23 protein-coding genes and 1 other RNA gene are annotated in these 25,200 nt (G+C 47.0%); 14 read left to right on the plus strand and 10 right to left on the minus strand.

Features of this window, described 5'->3' with window-relative positions:
* The first annotated feature begins 39 nt into the window (after nt 1-39).
* The 6 genes from NQ565_RS09735 to NQ565_RS09760 all read left to right on the plus strand — a co-directional run bounded on the left by NQ565_RS09735 (nt 40) and on the right by NQ565_RS09760 (nt 6,926).
* Nucleotides 40-810 carry a 3'-5' exonuclease gene (locus tag NQ565_RS09735; protein WP_005653458.1) on the plus strand — a complete coding sequence of 257 codons (771 nt, stop codon included), beginning with the start codon at nt 40-42 and terminating at the stop codon, nt 808-810.
* A gap of 24 nt (nt 811-834) precedes the next feature.
* The gene (gene coaBC, locus NQ565_RS09740; RefSeq protein ID WP_005653457.1) at nt 835-2,058 is read left to right on the plus strand and encodes a bifunctional phosphopantothenoylcysteine decarboxylase/phosphopantothenate--cysteine ligase CoaBC; all 1,224 of its coding nucleotides are present in this window, start codon (nt 835-837) and stop codon (nt 2,056-2,058) included.
* A 40-nt stretch (nt 2,059-2,098) separates the two neighbouring features.
* The gene (gene recN / locus NQ565_RS09745; RefSeq protein WP_005653456.1) at nt 2,099-3,760 is read left to right on the plus strand and encodes a DNA repair protein RecN; all 1,662 of its coding nucleotides are present in this window, start codon (nt 2,099-2,101) and stop codon (nt 3,758-3,760) included.
* Nucleotides 3,761-3,855: 95 nt separating this feature from the next.
* Nucleotides 3,856-4,596: a 23S rRNA (guanosine(2251)-2'-O)-methyltransferase RlmB gene (rlmB, locus tag NQ565_RS09750; protein ID WP_005653455.1), complete on the plus strand. Its 741-nt coding sequence runs from the start codon at nt 3,856-3,858 to the stop codon at nt 4,594-4,596.
* 2 nt (nt 4,597-4,598) lie between these two features.
* The gene (locus NQ565_RS09755; protein WP_005653454.1) at nt 4,599-6,305 is read left to right on the plus strand and encodes a tetratricopeptide repeat protein; all 1,707 of its coding nucleotides are present in this window, start codon (nt 4,599-4,601) and stop codon (nt 6,303-6,305) included.
* 246 nt (nt 6,306-6,551) lie between these two features.
* The gene (locus NQ565_RS09760; RefSeq protein ID WP_005653452.1) at nt 6,552-6,926 is read left to right on the plus strand and encodes a RidA family protein; all 375 of its coding nucleotides are present in this window, start codon (nt 6,552-6,554) and stop codon (nt 6,924-6,926) included.
* Here NQ565_RS09760 and NQ565_RS09765 read toward each other — a convergent pair.
* Nucleotides 6,894-8,147, minus strand: coding sequence for a bifunctional folylpolyglutamate synthase/dihydrofolate synthase (locus NQ565_RS09765; protein ID WP_005653451.1), 1,254 nt, complete (start codon nt 8,145-8,147; stop codon nt 6,894-6,896). The genes NQ565_RS09760 and NQ565_RS09765 overlap by 33 nt on opposite strands.
* A 152-nt stretch (nt 8,148-8,299) precedes the next feature.
* Here NQ565_RS09765 and NQ565_RS09770 point away from each other — a divergent pair, with 152 nt between their 5' ends.
* Nucleotides 8,300-9,625 (plus strand): PhoH family protein, encoded by a 1,326-nt coding sequence (locus NQ565_RS09770; protein WP_005653450.1) that lies wholly within the window; start codon nt 8,300-8,302, stop codon nt 9,623-9,625.
* Between the two features lie 107 nt (nt 9,626-9,732).
* Here the strand turns inward: NQ565_RS09770 and NQ565_RS09775 are convergent, their stop codons facing one another.
* The 3 genes from NQ565_RS09775 to NQ565_RS09785 are packed head-to-tail and all read right to left on the minus strand — an operon-like array spanning nt 9,733 to nt 11,901.
* Nucleotides 9,733-10,710 (minus strand): dihydroorotate dehydrogenase-like protein, encoded by a 978-nt coding sequence (locus NQ565_RS09775; RefSeq protein ID WP_005653448.1) that lies wholly within the window; start codon nt 10,708-10,710, stop codon nt 9,733-9,735.
* A gap of 18 nt (nt 10,711-10,728) precedes the next feature.
* Nucleotides 10,729-11,397, minus strand: coding sequence for a YggS family pyridoxal phosphate-dependent enzyme (locus tag NQ565_RS09780; RefSeq protein ID WP_005653446.1), 669 nt, complete (start codon nt 11,395-11,397; stop codon nt 10,729-10,731).
* Between the two features lie 39 nt (nt 11,398-11,436).
* The gene (locus tag NQ565_RS09785; RefSeq protein WP_005653445.1) at nt 11,437-11,901 is read right to left on the minus strand and encodes a DUF4494 domain-containing protein; all 465 of its coding nucleotides are present in this window, start codon (nt 11,899-11,901) and stop codon (nt 11,437-11,439) included.
* Between the two features lie 314 nt (nt 11,902-12,215).
* Between NQ565_RS09785 and NQ565_RS09790 the strand changes: the two genes are divergently transcribed.
* Nucleotides 12,216-12,812: a master DNA invertase Mpi family serine-type recombinase gene (locus tag NQ565_RS09790; RefSeq protein WP_005653444.1), complete on the plus strand. Its 597-nt coding sequence runs from the start codon at nt 12,216-12,218 to the stop codon at nt 12,810-12,812.
* Between the two features lie 130 nt (nt 12,813-12,942).
* On the opposite strand, the gene NQ565_RS09795 is transcribed toward NQ565_RS09790, so the two are convergent.
* On the minus strand, nt 12,943-13,518 hold the full coding sequence (locus tag NQ565_RS09795) for an HdeD family acid-resistance protein (RefSeq protein WP_005653442.1): 576 nt from the start codon (nt 13,516-13,518) through the stop codon (nt 12,943-12,945).
* 125 nt (nt 13,519-13,643) lie between these two features.
* Here NQ565_RS09795 and tpx point away from each other — a divergent pair, with 125 nt between their 5' ends.
* Nucleotides 13,644-14,147, plus strand: a complete 504-nt coding sequence (gene tpx, locus NQ565_RS09800) for a thiol peroxidase (protein ID WP_005653439.1) — start codon at nt 13,644-13,646, stop codon at nt 14,145-14,147.
* A 74-nt stretch (nt 14,148-14,221) separates the two neighbouring features.
* Here tpx and NQ565_RS09805 read toward each other — a convergent pair whose 3' ends face one another.
* Genes NQ565_RS09805 through NQ565_RS09815 form a run of 3 tightly spaced genes read right to left on the minus strand, consistent with a single transcriptional unit; the run spans nt 14,222 to nt 18,073 of the window.
* Entirely contained in the window at nt 14,222-14,866 is a 645-nt protein-coding gene (locus tag NQ565_RS09805; protein ID WP_005653437.1) for a DedA family protein, read from the minus strand.
* A 35-nt stretch (nt 14,867-14,901) separates the two neighbouring features.
* Entirely contained in the window at nt 14,902-16,323 is a 1,422-nt protein-coding gene (locus NQ565_RS09810) for a tetratricopeptide repeat protein (RefSeq protein ID WP_005653435.1), read from the minus strand.
* Between the two features lie 10 nt (nt 16,324-16,333).
* Nucleotides 16,334-18,073, minus strand: a complete 1,740-nt coding sequence (locus tag NQ565_RS09815; RefSeq protein ID WP_005653433.1) for a glutamine--tRNA ligase/YqeY domain fusion protein — start codon at nt 18,071-18,073, stop codon at nt 16,334-16,336.
* 521 nt (nt 18,074-18,594) lie between these two features.
* Between NQ565_RS09815 and phoU the strand changes: the two genes are divergently transcribed.
* The 3 genes from phoU to NQ565_RS09830 all read left to right on the plus strand — a co-directional run bounded on the left by phoU (nt 18,595) and on the right by NQ565_RS09830 (nt 20,828).
* Nucleotides 18,595-19,290: a phosphate signaling complex protein PhoU gene (gene phoU, locus NQ565_RS09820; protein ID WP_005653429.1), complete on the plus strand. Its 696-nt coding sequence runs from the start codon at nt 18,595-18,597 to the stop codon at nt 19,288-19,290.
* Nucleotides 19,291-19,643: 353 nt separating this feature from the next.
* On the plus strand, nt 19,644-20,246 hold the full coding sequence (locus tag NQ565_RS09825) for a riboflavin synthase (RefSeq protein ID WP_005653428.1): 603 nt from the start codon (nt 19,644-19,646) through the stop codon (nt 20,244-20,246).
* A gap of 42 nt (nt 20,247-20,288) precedes the next feature.
* A complete protein-coding gene (locus tag NQ565_RS09830; RefSeq protein WP_005653426.1) occupies nt 20,289-20,828 on the plus strand; it encodes a nitroreductase family protein in 540 nt (179 codons plus the stop codon).
* Between the two features lie 8 nt (nt 20,829-20,836).
* Here the strand turns inward: NQ565_RS09830 and NQ565_RS09835 are convergent, their stop codons facing one another.
* On the minus strand, nt 20,837-22,156 hold the full coding sequence (locus NQ565_RS09835; protein WP_005653424.1) for a YihY/virulence factor BrkB family protein: 1,320 nt from the start codon (nt 22,154-22,156) through the stop codon (nt 20,837-20,839).
* Between the two features lie 93 nt (nt 22,157-22,249).
* Nucleotides 22,250-22,622: RNase P RNA component class A (gene rnpB / locus NQ565_RS09840), an RNA gene on the minus strand.
* A 171-nt stretch (nt 22,623-22,793) separates the two neighbouring features.
* On the opposite strand from rnpB, the gene NQ565_RS09845 reads away from it, so the two are divergent.
* Together NQ565_RS09845 and NQ565_RS09850 are read left to right on the plus strand one after the other, a co-directional pair.
* Nucleotides 22,794-23,996: a C40 family peptidase gene (locus NQ565_RS09845; RefSeq protein ID WP_005653422.1), complete on the plus strand. Its 1,203-nt coding sequence runs from the start codon at nt 22,794-22,796 to the stop codon at nt 23,994-23,996.
* Between the two features lies 1 nt (nt 23,997).
* Nucleotides 23,998-25,167, plus strand: a complete 1,170-nt coding sequence (locus NQ565_RS09850) for a dipeptide epimerase (RefSeq protein ID WP_040315600.1) — start codon at nt 23,998-24,000, stop codon at nt 25,165-25,167.
* Nucleotides 25,168-25,200 lie beyond the last annotated feature (33 nt).

Below are 25,200 nucleotides of genomic sequence, written 5' to 3' on the forward strand. Positions count from 1 at the left end.
TGCAGTCCGTGCCTAAAAGATAAATAAATACGAAACTTCATGAAACTGAATCTTAAAAATCCGATTGTCTTTTTTGACTTGGAGACCACCGGTACAAACATTAACTCGGACCGAATAGTAGAAATCTGTTATCTCAAAGTATATCCCAACGGAAACGAGGAAACCAAAACCATGCGCATCAATCCCGAAATGCACATACCGGAAGAGGCTTCCGCCGTTCACGGCATTTACGACGAAGATGTGGCAGAATGCCCCACGTTCAAGGAAGTGGCACGCAATATAGCCAATGATATTGAAGGGTGCGACCTTGCCGGGTTCAATTCCAACCGCTTTGATATTCCGGTACTGGCAGAAGAATTTCTGCGTGCAGACGTGGATATAGATATGAGTCGCCGCAAGTTTGTGGATGTACAGGTTATCTTCCACAAAATGGAGCAGCGCACACTGTCTGCCGCTTATAAGTTCTATTGCGGCAAGAACCTGGAAGACGCCCATACGGCGGAAGCCGATACGCGTGCCACTTACGAGGTGCTGATGTCGCAACTGGACCGTTATCCCGAATTGCAGAACGATGTGGCTTTCCTCTCGGATTATTCCAGCTTCAACAAGAATGTTGACTTTGCAGGACGCATGGTTTACGATGATAAAGGTGTGGAAGTGTTTAATTTCGGTAAATACAAAGGCATGCCGGTGGCAGATGTGCTGAAACGCGATCCGGGCTATTACAGCTGGATACTGAACAGTGATTTTACACTGAACACCAAGGCTATGCTGACTAAAATCCGCCTGCGCGAGATTACCCAGAAGTAAATTTGTAATTAGTAGTTTGATTTCATGGCAAACCCACTGAAAGGAAAGAAAATAGTACTCGGCATTACAGGCAGTATTGCCGCTTATAAAGCCTGTTATATCATTCGCGGACTTATAAAACGGGGTGCGGAAGTGCAGGTTGTCATAACGCCTGCGGGCAAAGAATTTATAACTCCCATTACTTTGTCTGCCCTTACCAGCAAGCCCGTTATCAGCGAGTTCTTCGCGCAGCGTGACGGAACCTGGAACAGCCATGTGGATTTGGGTCTGTGGGCGGATGCCATGCTGATAGCTCCTGCCACGGCTTCCACTATCGGCAAGATGGCGAATGGCATTGCCGATAATATGCTGATAACCACTTACCTGTCGGCAAAAGCTCCTGTGTTTGTTGCCCCGGCAATGGACCTGGATATGTATGCCCATCCGTCCACCCAAAAGAATCTGGAGACACTGCGTTCGTATGGTAACCATATCATAGAACCGGGTACGGGCGAGCTTGCAAGCCATCTGGTAGGCAAGGGCAGAATGGAAGAACCGGATGTCATTATCCGCAGGCTGGAAGAGTTCTTTGCCGCTAAGGACGGTGATCTGGCGGGGAAAACAATAATGATTACTACCGGACCGACATACGAAAAGATTGATCCGGTGCGTTTTATCGGCAATTATTCGTCGGGAAAGATGGGCTTTGCGCTTGCCGATGAGTGTGCGGCAAGAGGAGCAAGGGTTATTCTGGTTTCGGGACCCGTCCAGCTCCGGACACACTACCCTGTATACCGGTATTTCGGTGTGGAGTCTGCCGGAGAGATGTTTGAGGCGGCCACCTCTTTGTTTGACGATGCGGATGCCGTTATCATGGCTGCCGCCGTTGCCGACTATACGCCGGAGCAGGTTGCCGACAGGAAGATAAAGCGCGAAAAGACAGGTGATATGTCATTGCACCTGAAGCCTACACGGGACATCGCCGCCCATTTGGGAGAGATGAAGAAGCAGCATCCCGGCAAGGTGCTGGTGGGCTTTGCCCTCGAAACCAATGACGAACAGCATAATGCGGAAGATAAACTGAACCGTAAGAACCTGGATTTTATCGTGCTTAATTCGTTGAATGACAAAGGTGCGGGCTTCCGTTACGATACCAATAAAATCAGCATTATCGACCGGAACGGTAAAAAGGACTACCCGTTGAAGTCCAAAGCGGAAGTGGCTGCGGACATCGTCGACCATTTGGCGGAAGTGATGAAGCGTGAATGATATTTTTTGATTGTCAACTTTCAATTATCTGTTTAATAAAATGTTGCGTTCTCTATACATACAGAATTATGCGCTTATCAAGAAGCTTGATATAGACTTCGGTAGCGGCTTCTCGGTGATTACCGGTGAGACCGGTGCGGGAAAGTCCATCATATTGGGAGCTATCGGTCTGTTGCTGGGGCAGCGTGCCGATGTGAAATCCATCAGGCGGGGCGCTGCAAAATGTGTGATTGAAGCCCGTTTTGAGATTGCCGGTTATGGTATGCAGCCTTTCTTTGAGGAAAACGAACTGGAATACGAAGATGAGTGTATCCTTCGCCGCGAAGTCTATGCTTCGGGCAAGAGCCGTGCGTTTATCAACGATACGCCTGCCTCGCTGGTACAGATGAAGGAGCTTGGCGAACAGCTGATTGACGTGCACTCGCAACATCAGAACCTGCTCCTGAACAAGGAAGGTTTCCAGTTGAGCGTGCTGGATTTGCTGGCGCATGACGAAGACGAGCTAAGTAAATACCGCTCTCTCCACCGGGAATGGAAGCAGGTGCAGCAGGATTTGGAACAGCTTGTCGCATTGTCCGAAAAGAACAAGGCGGACGAAGATTACATCCGTTTCCAGTTGGAGCAGTTGGAGGATGCGCATCTGGCTACCGGAGAACAGGAAGAACTGGAGCAGGAAGCCGATACGCTGAGCCATGCCGAAGAGATAAAAGCCGGACTGTTCCGTGCCGGTCAGGCGATGAACTCCGATGAGGGCGGTCTGCTATCCGTATTGAAAGAGTGCCTGAATACAATGGCGGGCTTGCAGAAAGTATATCCTGCCGCCGGTGAACTTGCCGAACGGCTGGAAAGCAGCTACATCGAACTGAAAGATATTTCTCAGGAGATTTCGGGAAAAGAAGAGGAGATAGAATTTAACCCTGCCCGGCTGGAAGAGGTGAACGGACGTTTGAACCTGATTTATACTCTCCAGCAGAAGCATCGCGTCTCTACGGTGGACGAGCTTCTGGCTCTGGCGGATGATTATGCGGCCAAACTGTCCAACATCACTTCATCGGATGAACAGATTGAAACGTTGAAAGCCCGTAGCGAAGCCTTATATAATAAGGTGAAGCGGCAGGCAGCGGTACTTACGGGGTTGCGTACCGCCGCAGCCCGCGAGGTTAAAAAGCAGATGGCAGCCCGCTTGATACCGCTGGGCATGCCCAATGTCCGTTTTCAGGTGGAAATAGGTACACGCAAGGAGCCGGGGGCACATGGGGCGGATACGGTGAACTTCCTTTTCTCTGCCAACAAGAACGGGGCTTTGCAGAATATTTCTTCGGTAGCTTCGGGGGGCGAGATAGCTCGTGTCATGCTGTCTGTCAAGGCAATGATAGCCGGAGCGGTGAAGCTGCCCACTATCGTGTTCGATGAAATAGACACGGGAGTTTCTGGTGAGATAGCCGACCGCATGGCGGATATTATGCAGAAAATGGGCGATAGCGACCGCCAGGTTATCAGTATCACGCATCTGCCGCAGATAGCTGCCCGCGGACGTGCCCATTATAAGGTGTATAAACAGGATAATGAAACGGAAACCAACAGCCACATCCGCCGTTTGACGGATGAGGAACGGGTAGGGGAGATTGCTCATATGCTGAGTGGAGCCACCCTGACCGATGCCGCGCTGAACAATGCCAAGGCACTGTTGGGCATCGTCTGACTAATGTAGTACTTTACGGTTGTAAAGTAGAGGTTTACAATCGTAGTGTAGTACTTTAGCCGGCTAAAGTAGAACAAAAAAAACAATAAGATACAATGATAGATAAAAGTGAAATGATTTTCGGCGTTCGTGCCGTGATAGAAGCTGTTCAGGCAGGTAAGGACATTGACAAGATATTGGTGAAGAAAGATATCCAGAGCGACTTGTCCAAAGAATTGTTTGCCGCTCTAAAGGGAACTTTGATTCCCGTACAACGTGTGCCGGTAGAGCGTATCAACCGCATTACTCGTAAGAACCATCAGGGGGTGATAGCATTTGTCTCCGCCGTAACCTATCAGAAAACGGAAGACCTTGTGCCGTTCCTTTTTGAGGAAGGCAAGAATCCGTTGTTTGTGATGCTGGACGGCATAACGGATGTGCGTAATTTCGGAGCGATAGCCCGTACTTGCGAGTGTGCGGCGGTGGATGCCGTTATTATTCCCGCCAAGAACAGTGTAACGGTGAATGCCGATGCGGTAAAGACTTCGGCAGGTGCGTTGCATACCTTGCCCGTATGCCGCGAACAGAACCTGAAAGATACCCTGCAGTTTCTTAAAAGCAGCGGTTTCCATATAGTGGCTGCTACGGAAAAGGGTGATTACGATTACACAAAAGCCGATTACACAGGTCCTATGTGTATCATCATGGGTGCCGAGGACAAGGGGGTTTCTTACGATAACCTTGCACTTTGCGACGAATGGGTAAAGATTCCGATGCTGGGTACGATTGAGTCTCTTAACGTATCCGTTGCGGCGGGTATCCTGATTTATGAAGCTGTGAAACAAAGAACGAACTGAATATGAAAAAGAAGATTTTCCTGCTTTCCGCTCTATGCCTTTTGGAGGTACAGTGGAGCATGGCACAAGCTCCCAAATGGGTGGATAAAGCCAAACGTGCCGTATTCTCGGTGATTACTTATGGCGAGAATGATAAGATTTTGAATACCGGAAACGGTTTCTTCGTGACGGAAGACGGTGTGGCCTTGTCCGATTGTTCTTTGTTCGAAGGAGCGCAACGGGCGGTGGTCGTGAATTCGGAAGGCGTACAGATGCCGGTAGTTTCTATTATGGGTGCGAATGACATGTACGATGTCATTAAATTCCGTGTAGGTATATCCACCAAAAAAGTCCCGGCATTGCATCCGGCAACCGCGGCTCCGGCTGTGGGCGCCAATGTGTATATCCTGCCTTATTCCACACAGAAAGACCGTTCCTATACTGCCGGACAAGTGAAAGCTGCGGATGAATTCTCCGGAAAGTATCACTACTATACGCTCAATCTGCGCCTGAAGGACAAGATGGTGAGCTGTCCCGTGATGACCGAAGAAGGACAGGTCTTTGCGCTTGCACAGAAGTCATCCGGCGCCGATACCGCTACAATATGTTATGCGGTAGATGCCGATTTTGCCATGGAACAGAATGTTTCTGCATTTTCTTTCAGCGATATGACTTTAAAGAATATCGGGATTAAGAAAGCACTGCCCGATACGGAAGAACAGGCGCTGGTGTTTCTCTTCATGGCTTCCTCACAGGTTACTCCGGAGAAGTATGAAGAACTGTTGGACGATTTCATCGCTGAATATCCGAACAGTGCGGACGGCTATGTGCGCCGTGCCACCAACCGGATATACCGCTCCAAGGATGATGCCTCGATGGATAAGGTCGTGGCGGATATGGATAAAGCCCTGAGTGTGGCTCAAAAGAAAGACGACGTATATTACAACCGTGCCAAACTAATATACAATTATATGCTGGGTAATCCGGAAAAGCCCTATAAGGACTGGTCTTACGATAAGGCTGTGGATGAAATAAGAAAAGCGATTGCCGTTCAGGAGCTTCCGGTGTATGTACAGACCGAAGGGGATATTTTGTTTGCAAAGCAGGATTATGCGGCAGCTTTGGCATGCTACGAAAAGGTTAATCGGTCCGATATAGCGTCGGCAGCAACGTTTTTCAGTGCAGCCAAGACAAAGGAACTGATGAAAGCGCCGGCAGAAGAAGTGCTGGCACTTATGGATAGTTGCGTGGTACGTTTCACCGAACCATACACGGAAGAAGCCGCCCCTTACTTGTTGGAACGTGCCCAAGCCCGCATGAACGCGAATCAGGCGCGTGCCGCCATGCTTGATTACGATGCTTATTATAAAGCGGTAAACGGCAAGGTGAATGATGTGTTCTATTATTATCGTGAGCAGGCTGCCTTGAAGGCCAAACAGTTCCAGCGTGCACTGAATGATATGGAGAAGGCTATTGAGCTGAGTCCGAAAGACCTGACCTACCGTGCAGAGCTTGCCGTGGTCAATATCCGTGTAGGGCGTAATGAAGAAGCCTTGAAAGTGTTGCAGGATGCTTTGGCTATTGATTCTAAATATGCCGAAGCCTATCGGCTTATGGGAATTGCACAGTTGCAGATGAAAAAGAAGCAGGAAGCGTGCCAAAGTTTTGTCAAGGCAAAGGAATTGGGCGACCCGAACGTGGACGGACTGATTGAAAAGCATTGTAAATAAACGGTATACTTAACAAAATAAAGGCTCCGCTTTCACAAGCAGAGCCTTTGTTTGGGAAACTTCCCCATGCTAAAATATAAGTTAAGTCTAGGTATTAACAGGTTATGAATGAAATTTTCTTTCGTGTATTCGTATATATAAATGCACGATTCTGGGAAATACTGCACGAGTCTCCTGATTTTTTTTTTGAATATAGTAGGAAAAGATACCATATATTTGATAATGAACAGATAAAAGAGTAAAATTATGAAAAAAGTGATTTGTAGTCAAAAAGCTCCGGGGGCAATCGGCCCTTACAGTCAGGCTATTGAAGCAAACGGAATGGTGTTCGTATCGGGTCAGTTGCCTATCAATGCTACTACCGGAGTAATGGCGGAAGGCGCGGAAGCCCAAGCCCGCCAGTCGTTGGAGAATGTAAAGCACATTCTGGAAGAGGCAGGATTGAGCATGGCGAATATCGTGAAGACTACCGTTTTCCTGGCGGATATGTCTTTGTTTGCCGACATGAATAAGGTATATGCCACTTACTTTGAGGGAGACTTTCCCGCGCGTTCGGCTGTTGCCGTAAAGGCGCTTCCGAAAGACGCCTTAGTGGAAATTGAGTGCATCGCGGTTCGCTAATAAATCTGCCACGATAAAGCTGCTGCCACCTACGAAGATAAAATCTTCGGGGTGGCTTTTTTCTTGTGCGGCGGTTACGGCGGCGGGAACATCCGGATAACAGTTTCCCTGCAAGCCTGCTTTGGCAGCGAGCCTGCACAGCTCCTCTTCCGGAAGGGCGCGTTTTACGCTGGCTTTGGTGAAGTAGTATACAGCATCTTTGGGAAGCAGGGCAAGCACACCGCTGATGTCTTTGTCATTGACCATTCCTATGATGATATGGAGCTGGCGGTAGGTTTGCTGTTTCAGTTGTTCTACGATGTAGGTAATGCCGCCCACATTATGACCGGTATCACATATCAGGGTGGGAGCCTCTTGCAGCTTTTGCCAGCGTCCCATTAGCCCCGTCAGTTCGCAGACACGGGCGAAGCCGTTGCGCACGCTCCATTCGTCAATGCGGTATCCGGCCTCTTTCAGCAATGGCAAGGCTGTGAGGATGGTGCGTGTGTTTTTTAGTTGATAAAGTCCCTGCAACTCTGTTTTCAGTCCGGGATAATCGTTGTTCATCCTTTCTTCTGCAAATACGACAGGGGCTTTCTCTGCCGCGGCCTTTTGCAGGAAAACCGGTTTGGTCTCGGGGGTGGTTTCGCCAATGACTACGGGAATGCCGGGTTTGATGATACCTGCCTTTTCTCCCGCTATCTTTGCCAATGTGTCGCCCAAGAACTGGGTATGGTCGAAACTTATGTTGGTTATGATGCACAAATCCGGATGAATGATGTTCGTACAGTCCAACCGGCCGCCCAGTCCGACCTCTATAACGGCTACATCCACTTTCTCATCGGCAAAATAGCGGAATGCCATCGCTGTGGTCAATTCAAAGAAAGAAGGGTGCAGAGGCTCGAAAAAGTCACGTTCTTTTTCTACGAAGTGCACTACGTACTCTTCGGGTATGGGAGAGCCGTTTATACGGATACGTTCACGGAAATCCACCAGGTGGGGAGAGGTGTAAAGGCCCACGCGGTATCCCGCCTCCTGCAATATGGCAGCCAATGTATGGGAACAGGAGCCTTTGCCGTTGGTTCCTGCCACGTGGATTGTGCGGAACGAACGGTGGGGGTGTCCGAAATGTTCGTCTAATATGCGCGTGTTTTCCAAACCTTCTTTGTATGCCGAGCCGCCCACTTGCTGAAACATGGGTACGCTGTTATATAAGTAAGTTAAAGTGTTCTGATAGTCCATCTTTTATAAAAATTAACGGGAAAGCAATCCTTTCTCCTTATTAAAGTGTTATCTTTAGGAACGGCAAAGATAAGGCAATTTTATTTAAGTGTGTATGCTTGCTTTATTTTATATTGTCGGTATGAGGTATAAACTATTTAAATCTAAAGAGTATGGGAGCTAAGAAAAACTTTGTGATTGATACCAATGTTATCCTTCACGATTATAACTGTTTGAAGAATTTTCAAGAGAACGATATTTATCTTCCCATTGTAGTGCTTGAAGAACTCGATAAATTCAAGAAGGGCAACGAGCAGATAAATTTCAATGCCCGTGAGTTTGTCCGTGAGCTCGACTTGATTACCGATGATAACCTTTTTACCAAAGGTGCTCCGCTGGGCGAAGGTCTGGGACGCCTGTTCGTGGTGGCGGGTTCGGTAGATTCGCCCCGCGTGCACGACTCTTTCCCGGAACGTATTCCCGACCATCAGATACTCTCTGTCGTTGACTGGCTGACCGTGAAGAAGCCGAATATGAAATCCATTCTTGTCACCAAGGATGTCAACCTTCGTATGAAAGCGCGCTCTATCGGTCTGCTGTGCGAGGACTATATCAACGACAAGGTCATTAACGTGGATATATTTGAAAAGTCGAACGAAGTGTTCGAAGGGGTTGACCCGACTCTGATAGACCGCATCTATTCCTCTAAGGAAGGGTTGGACATCAGCGAATTCGACTTCAAGGATGTTATTCACCCCAACGAATGTTTTATCCTGAAGAGCGACCGCAGCAGCGTGCTTGCCCGCTACAATCCTTTTACCCATTCCGTTTGCCGTGTAAACAAGACAAAGAATTACGGCATCGAACCGCGTAATGCCGAACAGAGTTTTGCTTTCGAGGTATTGAATGACCCGAACATCAAGCTGGTGGCCCTCACCGGCAAGGCAGGAACGGGTAAGACCCTGTTGGCACTGGCAGCCGCTTTGGGCAAGCTGACGGACTATAAGCAAATCCTGCTGGCGCGTCCTATCGTTGCATTGTCCAATAAAGATATAGGTTTCTTGCCAGGTGATGCCAATGAGAAGGTAGCTCCGTATATGCAGCCGCTGTTTGATAACCTGAATGTAATCAAGCATCAGTTCGCATCTAACTCAAGCGAAGTGAAAAGGTTGGAAGATATGCAGAAAAGCGACCAGCTTGTCATTGAAGCCCTCGCCTTTATCCGCGGGCGCAGCCTGAGCGAGACCTACTGCATCATCGACGAAGCGCAGAACCTTACTCCTCACGAAATAAAAACCATTATAACACGTGCCGGCGAAGGGACGAAGATGGTATTCACGGGCGACATCCAACAGATTGACCAGCCGTATCTGGACAGCCAGTCCAACGGGCTTGTCTATATGATAGACCGCATGAGAGACCAGAACCTGTTTGCCCATGTCAATCTGGTGAAAGGAGAGCGTAGCCAGCTGAGCGAACTGGCAAGTAATTTAATGTAATATCTGCTGCTTTGCCTTTCTTGGTGAAGGCGAAGAATGTGACATAAAAAACGGATGATGCCCCACTGGTAAGCACCATCCGTTTTTATTAGTATACCATATTTTTATTATTTGCGTGCCGAGAAGTATTTCAGGAACTGGGTACGTTCGAAAGTGTTTATACCGTTCAGGTCGCTTACATTCAGCATGCCTTTGAACTGGCTGATGTTCTCCATCCCTTTGCGTTCCATCCATGCGCTCAGGAAGCGGACGTACTCTTCGATGATGGCGTAAGAATTCTGATAGAGTGCGCTGCATATCTCTACTGCCGAAGCGCCCGCCAAGATAGCTTTTACTACTCCTTCGGGAGCATGTATGCCGCCGGATGCCGCATAGTCCAGCTTGCTCACAGCCGCAGAGGCGATACCTATCCAACGTAAGGATTTGGATAAATCGGCATCTGTGCTGAAGACACTTCCGGCACTTTGAGCCATTTTTTCAATATCGATATCCGGCTGGTAGAACCGGTTGAACATTACTACTGCCGCCGCACCATTGGCATAGAGCTGGTCGATGAGTGCTATCGGATTGGTGAGGTTGTCTCCCAATTTCATGATAACAGGAATATTGACTGTTTTCCTGATATGGCTCAAGATGTCGATATGACGTTGTTCAAAAGAACCGTAAGCATATTGTATATCGGTTTGCAAAGCAAGGATATTGACTTCCAAAGCATCTGCTCCGGCCTCTTCTATCTTTCTGGCAAACTCAATCCAGTCCGCATCCTGATAGCAGTTAATGCTGGCAATGACAGGAATGTCACAGACTTTCTTGGTTTCTTTAATCAGATTCAAATATTCGCCCAATTTATGTTCGCGTATGTATCCTACCAGGTAATCGCTTCCTTCCGGATACATATTGGGATCTCCAAGCCAATCGGCTTCCATCATGATTTGTTCCTCAAAAAGAGACTTGAGTACAATGGCTCCTGCTCCGGCTTCGTAAAGCTTTTGGTTCTTGGCAGCACTGTCGGTAAGTCCGGAACTGCTGATAATAATCGGGTTTTTAAGTTTTAACCCTGCAAAGGTGGTTTCTAATGTTGCCATAATAACAGTTATTAGGTATTAATATATTCTTTCTCCAAATATTTTACTTCCTACACGTACCAGGGTACTGCCGGCGGCAATGGCCTCATGATAATCATGGGACATTCCCATTGACAGCTCCCGAAACCACTCTGCATTGGAAAACCAGGTGGCTTTAGCCTCTTGGAAGAAATTGTTTAATGAACGGAATTCAGCTTTGATTTGTTCGATATTGTCTGTATTCGTAGCCATGCCCATAAGTCCGCATATCCGGACATTGCCGAGCTTTTTCCATTCATCGCCTGCAAGCATCTCCCGGCATTCGTCGAAGCTGAAACCGAATTTGCTCTCTTCTTGTGCTATGTGCAGTTGAAGCAGGCAGTTTACGGTTCGTCCGGCCTTGGCTGCCTGCCTGTTGATTTCGGTAAGGAGTTTGTAGGAATCCACTCCATGAATCAGAGTAACATAGGGTACGATATATTTGATTTTATTCGTTTGCAGATGTCCGATGAAATGCCATTCGATATCTTTTGGAAGGCTCTCGTATTTGGCAGTCATTTCCTGCACCTTGCTTTCTCCGAACACACGCTGCCCTGCGCTATAAGCTTCCTCTATGGCCTCGTTGGGGTGAAATTTGGAAACAGCTACCAGCCGCACCCCATCAGGTAGTTCGCTCAGTACTTGTTTTATGTTTTCTGCAATACTCATCGTATATATGATAATCTGTGAAATGAAATTTTCAGGTTCTTATACTTCCGGCTTATCATCCGGTTCTGCGCTGTACGGATATACATCCATGATGGCGGTTTCCGCTACCGATGCAATTTGGTAGTCGGCCATTGTGCCTTTCATGCCCTCATCCAGCTTCTTTACCGCATCACGCAAGTCGGCTGCCTGCACCAATACCTGGGTAGACGTTTTTTTCTCGGCACCGCTTTTCTCGTCCAATGTAATGAAAACCAGCTTGCATTTGAACCAACGGTCGGCAGCTTCCTCTTCGCATGGAAACAGTTCGCTGTAGTTGGCACGTTTGATGTCCGATACCGTGAATTCTCCTGAAATAAACGGTGTCATCTCTTCGATGATACGTGCTTCCGCTTCCGTAAAACTGAGTGCATCTACCAGATAAGGTTCGGTAACTTTTTTGTTCATTCCGTTTTCCATTGTTTTTTCATAACGGATTTTACACTCAAACCATGTATGCATTGCCATAATCTTCTGATTTTAGTTAGTATTTTAATTAGTAAACGATTGTTTCCTCTTCCTGCCTTTTGCGGCTTGCAGAAGAAACCCTTCCCTTTTTTATCATGAAAGGATGTACAAAGATAAACGAAAAAGGGGAAAAAAGTTTGATATAGCCGGAAGAAGATTATGTTAATGCAAAACTTTTTATCTGTTTGGCGTCTGTTTGGGAACAAACCCGTATTTTGAAAACAGTTGGCAAAGGATATGACGGACCGGTTGGCTATTTTATTGGAATAACCGTTCTTTGGCGGCGTTAAACCAATAAAACAACAACAAGATTTATGGCAGTAGTAGCTTATTTAAGAGTAAGTACAGAAAAACAGTTTTTGGAAAACCAGCGAGAGGAAATTGTACGCTTCGCAGAAAGGAACGGGATGAGCATTGACAAATGGTATACGGAAACGGTCAGCGGAAGCGTCAGCAGTAAAGAACGTAAGTTGTCGGGGGTGTTGGATAAGATGCGTCCAGGCGATTCTTTGATTGTTACGGAGATATCACGGCTCAGCCGTACGCTGCTTGAGATTATGACTATTCTCAATTCGTGTATAAAAAAGGGGGTGATATTGTATAGCACCAAAGAGGGATACGTTTTTCAGAATGACATTAACAGCAAAGTGCTGGGGTTTGCATTCGGACTGATGGCCGAGATAGAGCGTAATCTGATTTCAATGCGTACTAAAGAGGCGCTGGCCCGTAGAAAGCAGGAAGGAAAGCACTTGGGGCGTAAAAAGGGGGATATGCCTAAGATGAAGATACTTGCGGAGAATAAGAAACAATTGCTTAAAGAGCAGAAGAAAGGAACATCCTGCTCTGAACTCGCCCGGCGGATGGGAGTGTCCAGAACAACCATGTTCCGTTTTCTGCATCATAAAAGATAAACCGGAAGTCTCTAACCGGGATGTGCTGTGATTCACTGCGGATTATGCCGATTATTACAGACGGATTTTAAGCGTCCGAGGCTTACTCAAGAATATCTAATCTGTACATATCTGTGTAATCTGTGGCGAATTAAGAGTTCCGGAAACTTCGTTTGTGCAGATTCTTCAGTTCGAAAGAGAGCATGATACGGAAGAATCCTATGATAAGGAATGCAAACGAAATCATATAAACGGCGTAGATAGCTCCGACCGTCGGTTGCCACAGGATAATAAGCGAGCATACGATGGCAAGGATGCCGAATGCTGTATACCAGCCCCACTCTTTTGTCCCGTACCTCTTTAAGTCCATTGCATAGCCTACCGAGGAAAATCCCCGGAACATCAGCCAGAAGGCGATGATAAACGGAATGACTTCCATGCTCAGCACAGGATAAGTCACCAGGTAGAGTCCCAAAATCATATCAATGACTCCTCCTGCCAGGTACCAGCCCCAGCTGGATACCCTTTGGCGGTTGCTTACTGCAAAGGCAATTTCCAGCAAACCGCTGACCAGCATCGAGATGCTGAATAAAATACTCAATGCGGCATATCCGTTAAAAGGGAAGAACATTAGCCCCAGAGCTACGGCTACATACAGGATGCCGAGAATAAGTGAAACCCACCAGTTTTTTACTTCCTGTTTCAGCTCATCAAAAATTGTTTTCATGTAAATCTTAATTTAAAAGTGATTATTATAAGTTCGTTGGGGGAATAACAATCTGTGGTATGAAAAGTTTTATTGAACTTTTTCAGCATCCCGTTTGTTTCTCTATTGTATAAATTGATAAAATTATGGCTACAACAAAATTTAAGGGACAACCGGTAAAAGTTATCGGTGAGTTTATAAAAGTAGGAGCAGTCGCTCCTGATTTCGAGTTGGTAAAGACGGATTTATCTTCTTTCTCTTTGAAAGAACTGAACGGGAAGAATGTAATTCTTAATATTTTTCCGAGTCTGGATACCGGCGTTTGTGCTGCTTCCGTACGCAAATTCAATGAATTGGCTGCCGGTTTGCCGGATACGGTGGTATTGGCTGTTTCAAAGGACCTGCCTTTTGCACATGCCCGTTTTTGTACGACGGAAGGTATTGAGAACGTAATTCCCTTGTCCGATTTCCGTTGCTCGGATTTTGATGAAAACTATGGCGTGCGTATGGCAGACGGACCGTTAAGCGGTTTGCTGGCGCGGGCGGTGATTGTTGTCGGTAAAGATGGAAAGATTGCCTATACGGAACTCGTACCGGAGATTACGCAAGAGCCGGACTATGAAAAGGCGATTGCGGCAGTTAGGAAATAACCTCTTTGGACTTAACTATGCAATAAAAAAACGGTGGATGAAGAAGGGCTGTCTTTATCCACCGTTTTTTATTCTTATTTTTTCTGTTTTATTCCTTTATAAATCAGGAAACCTACAACGAATATCGCAACTGCCAGAATGATATAACCGATTTCGTGGCTGTATTCCGTAGCCAATATATAGACATCGTTGGTTGTCTTGATGTCTGTGAACCGGTATATAAAATAGCCGAGCAGCGCCAGTATCGTGTTCCAGATTCCCGCACCGAGCGTTGTGTAAAGCAGGAACGAGCCTAATTTCATGCCGGCGAGTCCGGCCGGAATACTGATAAGCTGCCGTACTGCGGGGATAAGACGTCCGAAGAATGTGGATGCGGCGCCATGCTTCCTGAAGTACTCTTCGGCATGGCGTACTTTCGCTTCGTCAATCAGGCACATATGCCCGAAACGGCTGTTGGCAAATTTATAGACAATAGGACGACCCAGCCAACGTGCAAGATAGTAGTTTATGAGTGCGCCGAGATCTGCGCCGATGGTTGCGAAAATAACGACAAGGAAGATATTCATACTGTCATCGGTCATCGCTTTCCATGCAGCCGGCGGCACTATAACTTCCGATGGAAATGGGATAAATGAACTTTCGATAGTCATGAAGATGGTAACTACCCAATAATTCAGATTTTCTAAAACCCATTTGATAAGTTCTGCAGATGATTCCATATATAATACTTGTGATTAATAATTTGTTTATGTCTTTAAAATAAACCTGACCCGCCAAATATCTCTTTCACTCTTTTTATCATTTCATCCCGGTTTTTACAGTCCAGCAAATCCAGCATGTTTTCCAGGTCTTTTGCCTGAAACGGGTGTGCGCAAAGCTGGTTGTACTTTAGGAAGTTCTCCATGTCGTCAAGTAACAGATAAAGGGCGGTCAGCTTCTCGTTGATATTCTCGAAGTCGGGCTCCAGTTTCTTAACCTGCTCAAAAGCCGTTTGGGCATATTGTATATGGCCCGTTTCCATGCTGCTCATGCCGATTTCATTCCAAGTATCGGCACACGGGGCACACTCTAAAGCCAAAGCCCATTTCTTTACAGCCTTGTCGAAATCTCCTTTTTCCATATACATACCTCCCTCAATCAGATAAGGCTCTGCATCTTTCGGGCCTATCTCATGGGCTTTCTTGAAAAACAGGTCGGCCTGACGCTTTTCGCCTAAGTTATAGAGGCAAATCGCTACATGCGCATATAAAGACGGCAACATCGTTGAGTCGGTATCTTTACTGTGTATGACCAATTCAAGATACCGGTACCCTTCTTCCCAGTGTCCTTTGGATATTTCATTGAATCCGATGAACATATGGAGGAAATTGGGGCTGACGGCTTTATATTTTTCTGCCAGGGTATAATTCTCAAGCGCGCTTTCTTCATTTCCAAGTTGATAGAAAGCATGTCCTTTCATCATATAGGCATCGGCAAATTCTTCATCTGACACGATTGCATAGTCGCACGCCTCAATGGCTTTGTCAAACAGTTGCTGTTCGAAATAGCAACGTGCCAGTCCGAACCAATAAGGGGCTGAATAAGGATTCTTGTCTATCAGCTTGTTATAGAACATTTCGGCTTTATCCTTCAGACCTTGTGCCAGGAAACAGTCGGCTGTTACGGCCAGATACTCTTCTTCCTCGGCATATTTTTCCAATCCCCTTGTCAGCCATGGTACAGCCTTATCGGGATACCCCATATCAATATACATATAGGATACGTCCACGATGTTGGCCAAGTCCTCTTTGTCTTCTATGGAGTCAAGGAGTTGTTCCGCTTCATCTATTTTGCCTTCGCCTAAGAGAATATTGGCTTTAAGCACTTTTACTTCCGAGGAATAATCTTCGGTTATTTCCTCTATCACTTGTTTGGCCTTATCCCTTTCCCGGGCGTCCATGAAGAGATAAGCCTGCTCTACCAACAGAGGCGTACTGCCGGGGTGTAAGCTCAGCCCGTATTCTACGACTTCGGTAGCCTGGCTGTTTTTTCTGTGCATGGCATACCAGTCGGCAAGGTCGGCTAAATCGTCTGCATCCAGATAGATAGGTTTGTTCTCAGCTTTCGCTGCTTCGTATTGTTCTGCAAGTTCTTGCAATTCCTTGTCTCTTCCGGACAACAGGTTCTTTTTACTCATTAATGTTATATTATTTGTTGATTTTCCCCCAAGTATCTTTCAAGCCTACGGTACGGTTGAACACCATTTTCTCCGGTGTAGAGTCGCGGTCTACATTGAAGTAACCGATGCGCTGGAACTGCAGGTAGGAGAGGGGCTTCATACCGGCGGCAAATTTCTCGATATAGCAGCATGGCAATACGTTCAGAGAATCCGGATTTATCATTTCCTTCATGGCGGTCAGCGCATCGCAATTCTTTTCTTCGCGGATGGCTGCCAGTTCGTCGCGCGGATTTTCCACTTTCCACAACCGGTCGTAAAGGCGGACTTCGGCTTGCAGGCAGTGTGCGCAGCTCACCCAGTGAATCGTGCCTTTTACTTTGCGGTTAGCGCCGGGCATGCCGCTTTTGCTGTCGGGGTCGTATTCGCAGTATACTTCTGTGATTTCTCCTGCATCGTTCTTCTTGCAGCCGGTACACTTCACGATGTACGCGCTTTTCAGGCGAACTTCCTGTCCGGGAGTCATGCGGAAATATTTCTTCGGAGCATCTTCCATGAAATCGTCGCGTTCTATCCACAGTTCGCGGCTGAATTCGATGTTGTGGCTGCCCTCTTCCGGACGTTCCGGGTTGTTGACGGCTTCCATTTCCTCAACCTGTCCTTCCGGATAATTGGTGATGACGAGCTTCACCGGATTCAATACTGCGGATATGCGGGTGGCGCGTGCGTTCAAGTCTTCGCGTACGGCGCTCTCCAGCAAGGCAAATTCATTGAGGGCATCGTAAGTGGTATAACCGATTTTATCGATGAACTTATGAATGGACTCGGGTGAATAGCCGCGACGGCGGAAACCGCAGATAGTCGGCATACGGGGGTCGTCCCAGCCGTTGACAAGGCCTTCTTTCACCAAAGTCAGCAGGTTGCGCTTGCTCATGAGCGTATAGCTCAGGTTGAGCTTGTTGAATTCGTATTGGTGAGGACGGTGGTCGTTCAGGTCCTTGCCTTCTTTTACCCAATCTACAAAGAGGTCGTACAACGGACGGTGGGGAACGAATTCCAATGTACACAAGGAGTGGGTTACACCTTCGAAGTAGTCGCTTTGTCCGTGAGCGAAGTCGTACATCGGGTAAGCTTTCCAGGTAGTACCCGTACGGTGGTGCGGATGTTTCACCACGCGATAGATAATCGGGTCGCGGAAGTGCATGTTGGGACTTGCCATGTCAATTTTGGCACGGAGCACCATGGCGCCTTCCTCTATCTCGCCGGTATTCATCTTTTGGAACAGTTCGAGTGTTTCCTCGATGGGACGGTTACGGTAAGGGCTTTCCACACCGGGTTGGGTAGGAGTGCCTTTTTGAGCGGCAATCTGCTCGGATGTCTGCTCGTCGATATATGCTTTGCCTTCTTTGATGAGGCGGATGGCGAAGTCCCATAACTGCTGGAAGTAGTCGGAGGCATAGTATTCGTTGCCCCACTGGTAACCCAGCCATTGAATATCTTCCTTGATGGCTTCCACATATTCCACATCTTCTTTGGTGGGGTTGGTGTCATCGAAACGCAGGTTGCAGACCCCGCCATGTGCGGCGGCAATGCCGAAGTCCAGGCAAATGGCCTTGGCATGTCCGATGTGAAGATAACCGTTAGGTTCCGGCGGGAAACGTGTCTGTACCTTTCCGTCGTTTTTACCCTCTTTCAAGTCGTTCTCTACTATTTGTTCAATGAAGTTCAGGCTCTTCTTTTCGCTTGTTTCTTCGCTTTTTATTTCTGCCATAATGCTATTGTTATTCGTATAGTGGTGCAAAAATACGACTATTTTTTCGTATATCGTTATTTCACGGGAATATATCCGCTCTTTTTTAGTGATTTCCTGTCCGGAAAGCGGCAGACACGAACCGTAGACTCCGGCTTGTGAAAGCCGGAGTTTTTTGCATGCGAATTAAAGCAACGTATGTTACATACTTGTTACACACGGCGGGTTTGTGTGTATTGTAACGGTTTTGTAACATGTTTGAAACATTTCCTTCAAACGATAGTCATACTGCCTTAATATTTCCTTTGTTTCTTTGTACGCGGAAAAACGTAGGCAATATGAAAAAAATACCACGTGCCGGTACGGGGCATTTCACGGCATGGTACTTCTCGTACCACGCGTTGGTACAGACACTACCACCCTTTGGTACAGTGAGTTTCATGCCGTGGTACGGGCGATACCATGCCTTGGTACGGACAGTTTCATGCGTTGGAACAAGTGATATGATTAGGCAATTGATAATTTTGAAATAGAAAAACATTATGGTGCAGTTTATCGAATCAGAGCTCGTCTTGCTGAAAAAAGAAATAGACGAAATGTGGACTTTAGTGTATAATCAGCTCGGCCGTGCCGGAGAAGCCGTACTGACTTTGGATCGCGAGCTGGCACAGCAGGTATTGGTGCGCGAGCGTCGTGTCAATGCCTTCGAACTCAAGATAGACAGTGATATAGAAGACATCATCGCCCTCTATAATCCTGTCGCTATCGACTTGCGTTTTGTGCTTGCCATGCTCAAAATCAATACGAACCTGGAGCGTTTGGGCGATTTCGCCGAAGGCATAGCCCGCTTTGCGTTGAATTGCAAGGAACCGATTCTGGCAAGCGGACTGGTGAAGGAACTGCGCCTGGAGGAGATGATAAATCAAGTTTCGGCTATGCTTGAACTTGCCAAAAGAGCTCTTCAGGAAGAAAGTCAGGAACTGGCAACCGCGGTATTCGCCAAAGATAACCTGCTGGATGAAATTAATGCAAATGCCACTGCTGTTCTGGCAGATTATATCGGCAAGCATCCCGAAAGCGCACTCTCTTGTCTGAATCTGGTTAGTGTTTTCCGTAAGCTGGAACGTTCCGGCGATCATATTACGAATATCGCCGAGGAAATAGTGTTTTTTATCGATGCGAAGGTGCTGAAACATAGCGGACGTACGGACGAGCACTATGCAGACGATAAGAAATAGTCAACTTTTTAGGATATTTTTAGTGTTTAATGGAAAATAGCCCTATATTTGCCCATTGAAAACGATTGCAGATGTAGAAATTTGCTTTGAAATGATAATAAAATCAAAAGAATTACAGAAAAGATGTTATAAGACATGTTTTTTAATTTGGTTGGTATCTTGAAAAGCGGCTATCTTTGCAACGTTATCCTGAAAACAATCTTTTTACCTTAAAAAAAACTAATACCTATTGAAAACTGAAAAAGGAGGCTTTGTGAAAAGCTTCCTTTTTTTCATTTCTATATGAGACCCTTTTTGTATCTTTGTCGCATCCGCAATGCGGGTAATATCTAAATTTAAATTGTAACAAACTTATGTTTTCCGGAATAGTAGAAGAATGTGCCACACTGGTGGCTATGGTCAGAGACCAAGAAAACGTGCACTTTACTTTCAAGTGTTCGTTCGTAAATGAATTAAAAATAGACCAGAGCGTATCTCATAATGGCGTATGCCTTACGGTTGTCAGCATGACGGATGATACTTATACGGTGACGGCGATGAAAGAGACTCTGGACCGTTCCAATCTCGGCTTGTTGAAAGTAGGCGATGAAGTGAACGTGGAGCGCAGCATGATGATGAACGGCCGCTTGGACGGACACATCGTACAGGGACACGTGGACCAAACGGCAACCTGTGTGGACATAAAGGATGCCGAAGGCAGCTATTACTTTACGTTCCGGTATGCCTTTGATAAGGAAATGGCGAAGCGCGGTTATATCACCGTGGATAAAGGCTCGGTAACCGTAAACGGTGTCAGCCTGACCGTGTGCAACCCTACGGACGATACCTTTCAGGTAGCCATTATCCCTTATACCTTCGAGCATACCAATTTCCACGCTTTCAAGGTGGGTAGCGTAGTGAATCTCGAATTCGATATTATCGGTAAATATATCAGCAGAATGATACAGTATAAATAGAGTTATAACTCATAATTTATAATTCATAACTCATATCTTATTATGAATGATTTTTTGCAATTGGCCGCTTCACGTCAAAGCGACCGTGCTTATGATATGTCCCGTGCGGTAGAGCCGGAGAAGTTGGAACGTATTTTGGAAGCTGCCCGGCTGTCGCCTTCGGCATGCAATGCCCAGCCGTGGCGTTTTGTGGTGATCACCGATCCGGAGCTTGCTGTAAAAGTGGGTAAGGCCACTGCCGGATTGGGGATGAATAAGTTTGCCAAAGATGCTCCGGTACATATTCTGGTGGTGGAAGAATCCATGAATATCACTTCTTTCTTGGGCGCCAAGATTAAGGACAAGTATTTCCCTCTGATAGATATCGGCATTGCCACCGCTCATATTACGCTGGCTGCCGAAAGCGAGGGGCTGGGTTCGTGCATCCTGGGCTGGTTCGATGAAAAGGAGATTAAGAAGCTTACCGGTATTCCTGCCAATAAACGTCTGTTGCTCGACATCACGATAGGCTATCCGGCAAAAGACAAACGGAAGAAGTCCAGGAAATCCAAGGACAAGGTTGTTTCATACAACCATTATTAAAGCTACCGTTACAGGTCTTTCAGCAGCACTTGGCTTGCACTCTTGTAGTACTCTTCCCGTGCTTTCATCAGTGTTTCCCATTGCCCGTGGAATTCTTTGTCCTTGTCTATCTTGAAGTCCTCGGAGCCGTGGGTGTCCAGCTTGTCCAGCAGGAGAGCAACGTTCAGCTTGCTGATGTCCATGGAAGGCTGGTAGGCGATGTCCTGGCTTTTGGCATCGGTCACCACTTCGTGCAGAAGGTTGATTTCCTGCAATTCATAAAGAGTCTGGTTGGTCAGGCGTATGGGTATCTGGCACTCCTCGGATATGTCTTCGGCAGTATAGGGAGGTTCGTTCTTTTCAAAGCGTTTGGCTACGAACGACATGATGAGGATGGAGATGAAGTCGCGGTAACGGCGGCTGATGTTGCGTGCATCCTTATCGAAACTGAAGTTCCGGATGTTTTGTCCGGCATACGTCAGTTCCGCTCCGAAAAGGCAGATGGTCCACGATATCTGCAACCACAGCAGGAACATGGGAAGTGCCGCAAAACTACCGTAAATGGCGTTGTAACGGGATACCCACAACTGGCTGCTGATATAAAGGAACTGGAATGCCTGGTGTGCCGTACCTGCCAGAATGCCCGAAATCAGCGCATGCTTGAGTTTCACCTTTGTATTGGGCATGAAAACATACAGTGCCGTGAACATCACCCATGTCAGCACAAAAGGTATGAGGCGGATTAGGAATTTGCCGATGGGAGCGAGCAGGGTGAAGTCTGTCACATTCTTCAGCATGGTGCTCATAAATATGGAAAGACCGCCCGAAACTACCAGCAGAAGGGGTATCAGTAGGAGCATGGAGAAGTAATCCGTGATTTTACGGTACATGCTTCTTGCTTTTTTTACCTGCCAGATGCGGTTGAAGGTAATCTCCATGTTGTTAATCAGGTTGAGCACCGTCCACAATAACATGATCAGGCCCACGCCGATGAATATGCCGTTTTTGGTTTGAGATAGATAGGAGTTGACGAATTGGAAGATAACTTCCGTTGTTTCCGACGGGCCGCCGAAGCCTTGAACGATTTGACTCTCCATCAGATTGTCGAAGCCGAACCCGCGTGCAATGGCAAACACAATGGCCAGGATAGGTACAATAGCCAGTAAAGTGCTATATGTCAATGCCGATGCCTTGTTTACAAGCCTGTCTTTGGTAAAGCGGTTGATGCAGAGATAAATGGTCTTGATAATATTATATAAGGAGAAAGTCGTTTTAGTGACTTCATCTTCTGTAATACGCCAGATGTCGTATGTCAGGAATTTCCAAAGGGTGGCAATGCGCTTGTTCATGCTAAATTGAAAAATGAGAATCGAGAATTGAAAAACGATAGTATGCCAAAAGGACTTTATTTCTTAATTCTCAATTTTTAATTTTTAATTTAAAAAAGCAGTCGGTCTGTAAGCCGGGTTCTGTTCCCTGATTCAGCAATTAAATCAAGGCGTCTGTCATTTATCTGAGCCGTATGTTGCCATACAGGCTTTAGCGGTCTACCCTCCGACATGGAGCGAGCAACTCTCATAACGTCGGTTTACATGACCTTACAACTCCTAAGACGTACGGCCCTTGTGTCGCCACAAGGCCGGTGGGCTCTTACCCCACCTTCTCACCCTTACCACAACCCCGGAAGGCATGGCGGTTATTTTCTTCTACGTTACTCTACCCTCGCGGACAGCTTTCTGTTAGGAAGTAGGATGCTCTGTGTTGCCCGGACTTTCCTCATGCGCACGAGGCGCAAGCGACAGACCGACCAACTGCTTTGGGGTGCAAAGATAGGAATTTTTTAGTGATTGACGTCAGGTGACCGGTGATTTGTTCGTTATCGGTGTTTTATTTGTGTAATTTCTTAAAAACACTGAAAATATGTATCTCTTTTAGAATAAATTGTTAGCTTTGCTAACATTAATAATTCCCAAATGCGTATAGTCCATGAAAAAGTTTGCCTCATTCTTTGCAGTATTTCTCTTTATAACTCTTTTTGCTGTCGCTTCGGAAGCCGGAGACCGTAATATACCGGTAGAGGTGGCACAACTCACCGACAGTTTGAAAAAACAGTTTGCACCGGACAGGCGTGTGGCATTGCTGGATGTAGATTATTCTTTTTCCGATAAGAATGTGATGCTGCGTGGCGTCACTACTTCGGCAGAAGCGAAAAACGCATTGTTGAAGGAACTGGCAAGAAAAGGCTATGCCGTGATGGACTGTCTTGAACTGCTTCCCGATGTGAAGGGGCTGGAAGGCAAAACCTGCGGTATTATCAATGTGTCTGTGGCAAATATGCGTGTCGCTCCGGATTTCTCATCGGAAATGATGACACAGAGTCTGATGGGGATGCCAGTGCGCGTATTGCAGCGCGATGGCTGGGTGCGTATCCAGACTCCCGACAATTATATCGCCTGGGTGCATCGTGTAGGTGTACATCCGGTGACCGAAGAAGAAATGGCCGCGTGGAACAAGGCGGAAAAGATCGTTGTGACTGCTCATTACGGTTTTGTCTATTCCGAACCGAACCAAACTTCACAAACGGTTTCGGACGTTGTGGCCGGCAACCGTTTGAAGTGGGAAGGGAGCAAGGGAGCTTTCTACAAGGTGACCTATCCCGACGGTCGCCGGGGATACATCTCCAAATCCATAGCCATGCCCGAGAAGAAATGGCGTTCCGGCTTGCAGCAGGATGCCGCCGGCATTATCCGTACGGCACACACCATGATGGGGATACCTTATCTTTGGGCGGGAACTTCATCGAAAGGCGTGGATTGCAGCGGATTCATGCGCACCATACTTTTTATGCACGACATCATTATACCACGTGATGCTTCCCAGCAGGCTTATGTGGGCGAGCATATAGACATTGCAGCCGATTTTTCCAACCTGCAACCGGGCGATTTGATATTCTTCGGCCGCAAGGCAACTCCGGAACGTAAAGAACGGGTCGTACACGTGGGTATGTATATTGGCGGCAAGCGTTTCATTCATTCGCAGGGCGATGTGCATATCAGCAGTTTCGACCCGGCAGATGAATTGTTCGATGAGTACAATCTCGGACGGTTACTGTTCGCTACGCGCGTATTACCTTATATAAATAAGGAAGAGGGATTAAACACAACGGAAACCAATGAATACTATAAATGACATGCAAAACAGAAGAGACTTTTTAAAGACTGCCGCCTTTGCCGCCTTAGGTTCGGGTATGGCTATCAATAGCGTATTGGCAGGTGAGGGTGCGGCGCCTGCTTTGTTCAATATCAATAAGAGTGGCGTTACGCCTAAAATGAAGCTGCGTTTCTTTCCGTATGAACTGAGGTTGCGTCATGTGTTTACGGTGGCTGCTTATTCGCGCACCACCACTCCCGATGTGCAGGTAGAAATAGAGTATGACGGCATCATCGGTTATGGCGAAGCTTCCATGCCGCCCTATCTGCAGCACGAATTGGGCACGATGGACAGCGTACTGGCTTTCTTGAAGAAAGTGCAGGATGTTATCGGACAGTTCTCCGACCCTTTCCGGCTGGAAGATATCCTGAGTTATATAGACAGTCTCTCTGCAGGAGATTCGGCGGCCAAGACTGCGGTGGATATTGCCTTACATGATTTGGTGGGTAAATTGTTGCAGGCCCCCTGGTATAAAATCTGGGGATTGGATAAGGAGAAAGCGCCTTCTACCACCTTTACCATCGGTATTGATACGCCCGATGTGGTGCGTGAAAAGACTAAAGAGTGTGCCGGGAAGTTCAATATCCTGAAAGTGAAGCTGGGGCGCGACAACGATAAGGAGATGATCGAGACCATTCGTTCGGTAACCGACCTGCCTATCGCCATTGACGCCAATCAGGGTTGGAAAGACAAACACTATGCGCTTGATATGATTCACTGGCTGAAAGAGAAAGGCATTGTGATGATAGAGCAGCCCATGCCTAAAGAGCAGTTGGATGATATCGCGTGGGTAACCGGGCAGAGTCCGTTGCCGGTATTTGCAGATGAATCCGTCCAACGCTTAAAGGATATAGTAGGGCTGAAAGATGCTTTTACCGGCATCAATATCAAACTGATGAAATGTACCGGTATGCGTGAGGCATGGAAGATGGTGACACTGGCGCGTGCTTTGGGCATGAAAGTAATGGTGGGGTGCATGACCGAAACTTCGTGTGCCATTTCTGCGGCTGCACAATTTTCTCCGGCAGTTGATTTTGCCGATTTGGACGGCAGTTTGCTGATAGCCAACGACCGTTTCAAGGGAATGGAAGTTGTAAAGGGAAAGATTACACTGCCGGACTTGCCGGGTATTGGAGTCGTGAAGATATAAAAGTACGGAAATTATACGATGACAGGAGCTCCT

The sequence above is a fragment of the Bacteroides stercoris ATCC 43183 genome (assembly GCF_025147325.1).
GTDB classification, from domain to species: Bacteria; Bacteroidota; Bacteroidia; order Bacteroidales; family Bacteroidaceae; genus Bacteroides; species Bacteroides stercoris.

Bases quoted from the DNA above. Each gene is read 5' to 3' on its own strand.
- tpx (WP_005653439.1), top strand. From the start codon at position 13,644: ATGGCTACAACAAAATTTAAGGGACAACCGGTAAAAGTTATCGGTGAG.
- NQ565_RS09825 (WP_005653428.1), top strand. From the start codon at position 19,644: ATGTTTTCCGGAATAGTAGAAGAATGTGCCACACTGGTGGCTATGGTC.
- coaBC (WP_005653457.1), top strand. From the start codon at position 835: ATGGCAAACCCACTGAAAGGAAAGAAAATAGTACTCGGCATTACAGGC.
- NQ565_RS09810 (WP_005653435.1), bottom strand. From the start codon at position 16,323: ATGAGTAAAAAGAACCTGTTGTCCGGAAGAGACAAGGAATTGCAAGAA.
- NQ565_RS09805 (WP_005653437.1), bottom strand. From the start codon at position 14,866: ATGGAATCATCTGCAGAACTTATCAAATGGGTTTTAGAAAATCTGAAT.
- NQ565_RS09795 (WP_005653442.1), bottom strand. From the start codon at position 13,518: ATGAAAACAATTTTTGATGAGCTGAAACAGGAAGTAAAAAACTGGTGG.
- NQ565_RS09780 (WP_005653446.1), bottom strand. From the start codon at position 11,397: ATGAGTATTGCAGAAAACATAAAACAAGTACTGAGCGAACTACCTGAT.
- NQ565_RS09835 (WP_005653424.1), bottom strand. From the start codon at position 22,156: ATGAACAAGCGCATTGCCACCCTTTGGAAATTCCTGACATACGACATC.
- NQ565_RS09815 (WP_005653433.1), bottom strand. From the start codon at position 18,073: ATGGCAGAAATAAAAAGCGAAGAAACAAGCGAAAAGAAGAGCCTGAAC.
- NQ565_RS09760 (WP_005653452.1), top strand. From the start codon at position 6,552: ATGAAAAAAGTGATTTGTAGTCAAAAAGCTCCGGGGGCAATCGGCCCT.
- recN (WP_005653456.1), top strand. From the start codon at position 2,099: ATGTTGCGTTCTCTATACATACAGAATTATGCGCTTATCAAGAAGCTT.
- NQ565_RS09790 (WP_005653444.1), top strand. From the start codon at position 12,216: ATGGCAGTAGTAGCTTATTTAAGAGTAAGTACAGAAAAACAGTTTTTG.
- NQ565_RS09755 (WP_005653454.1), top strand. From the start codon at position 4,599: ATGAAAAAGAAGATTTTCCTGCTTTCCGCTCTATGCCTTTTGGAGGTA.
- NQ565_RS09785 (WP_005653445.1), bottom strand. From the start codon at position 11,901: ATGGCAATGCATACATGGTTTGAGTGTAAAATCCGTTATGAAAAAACA.
- rlmB (WP_005653455.1), top strand. From the start codon at position 3,856: ATGATAGATAAAAGTGAAATGATTTTCGGCGTTCGTGCCGTGATAGAA.
- NQ565_RS09845 (WP_005653422.1), top strand. From the start codon at position 22,794: ATGAAAAAGTTTGCCTCATTCTTTGCAGTATTTCTCTTTATAACTCTT.
- NQ565_RS09830 (WP_005653426.1), top strand. From the start codon at position 20,289: ATGAATGATTTTTTGCAATTGGCCGCTTCACGTCAAAGCGACCGTGCT.
- NQ565_RS09770 (WP_005653450.1), top strand. From the start codon at position 8,300: ATGGGAGCTAAGAAAAACTTTGTGATTGATACCAATGTTATCCTTCAC.
- NQ565_RS09735 (WP_005653458.1), top strand. From the start codon at position 40: ATGAAACTGAATCTTAAAAATCCGATTGTCTTTTTTGACTTGGAGACC.
- NQ565_RS09765 (WP_005653451.1), bottom strand. From the start codon at position 8,147: ATGGACTATCAGAACACTTTAACTTACTTATATAACAGCGTACCCATG.
- NQ565_RS09850 (WP_040315600.1), top strand. From the start codon at position 23,998: ATGCAAAACAGAAGAGACTTTTTAAAGACTGCCGCCTTTGCCGCCTTA.
- phoU (WP_005653429.1), top strand. From the start codon at position 18,595: ATGGTGCAGTTTATCGAATCAGAGCTCGTCTTGCTGAAAAAAGAAATA.
- NQ565_RS09775 (WP_005653448.1), bottom strand. From the start codon at position 10,710: ATGGCAACATTAGAAACCACCTTTGCAGGGTTAAAACTTAAAAACCCG.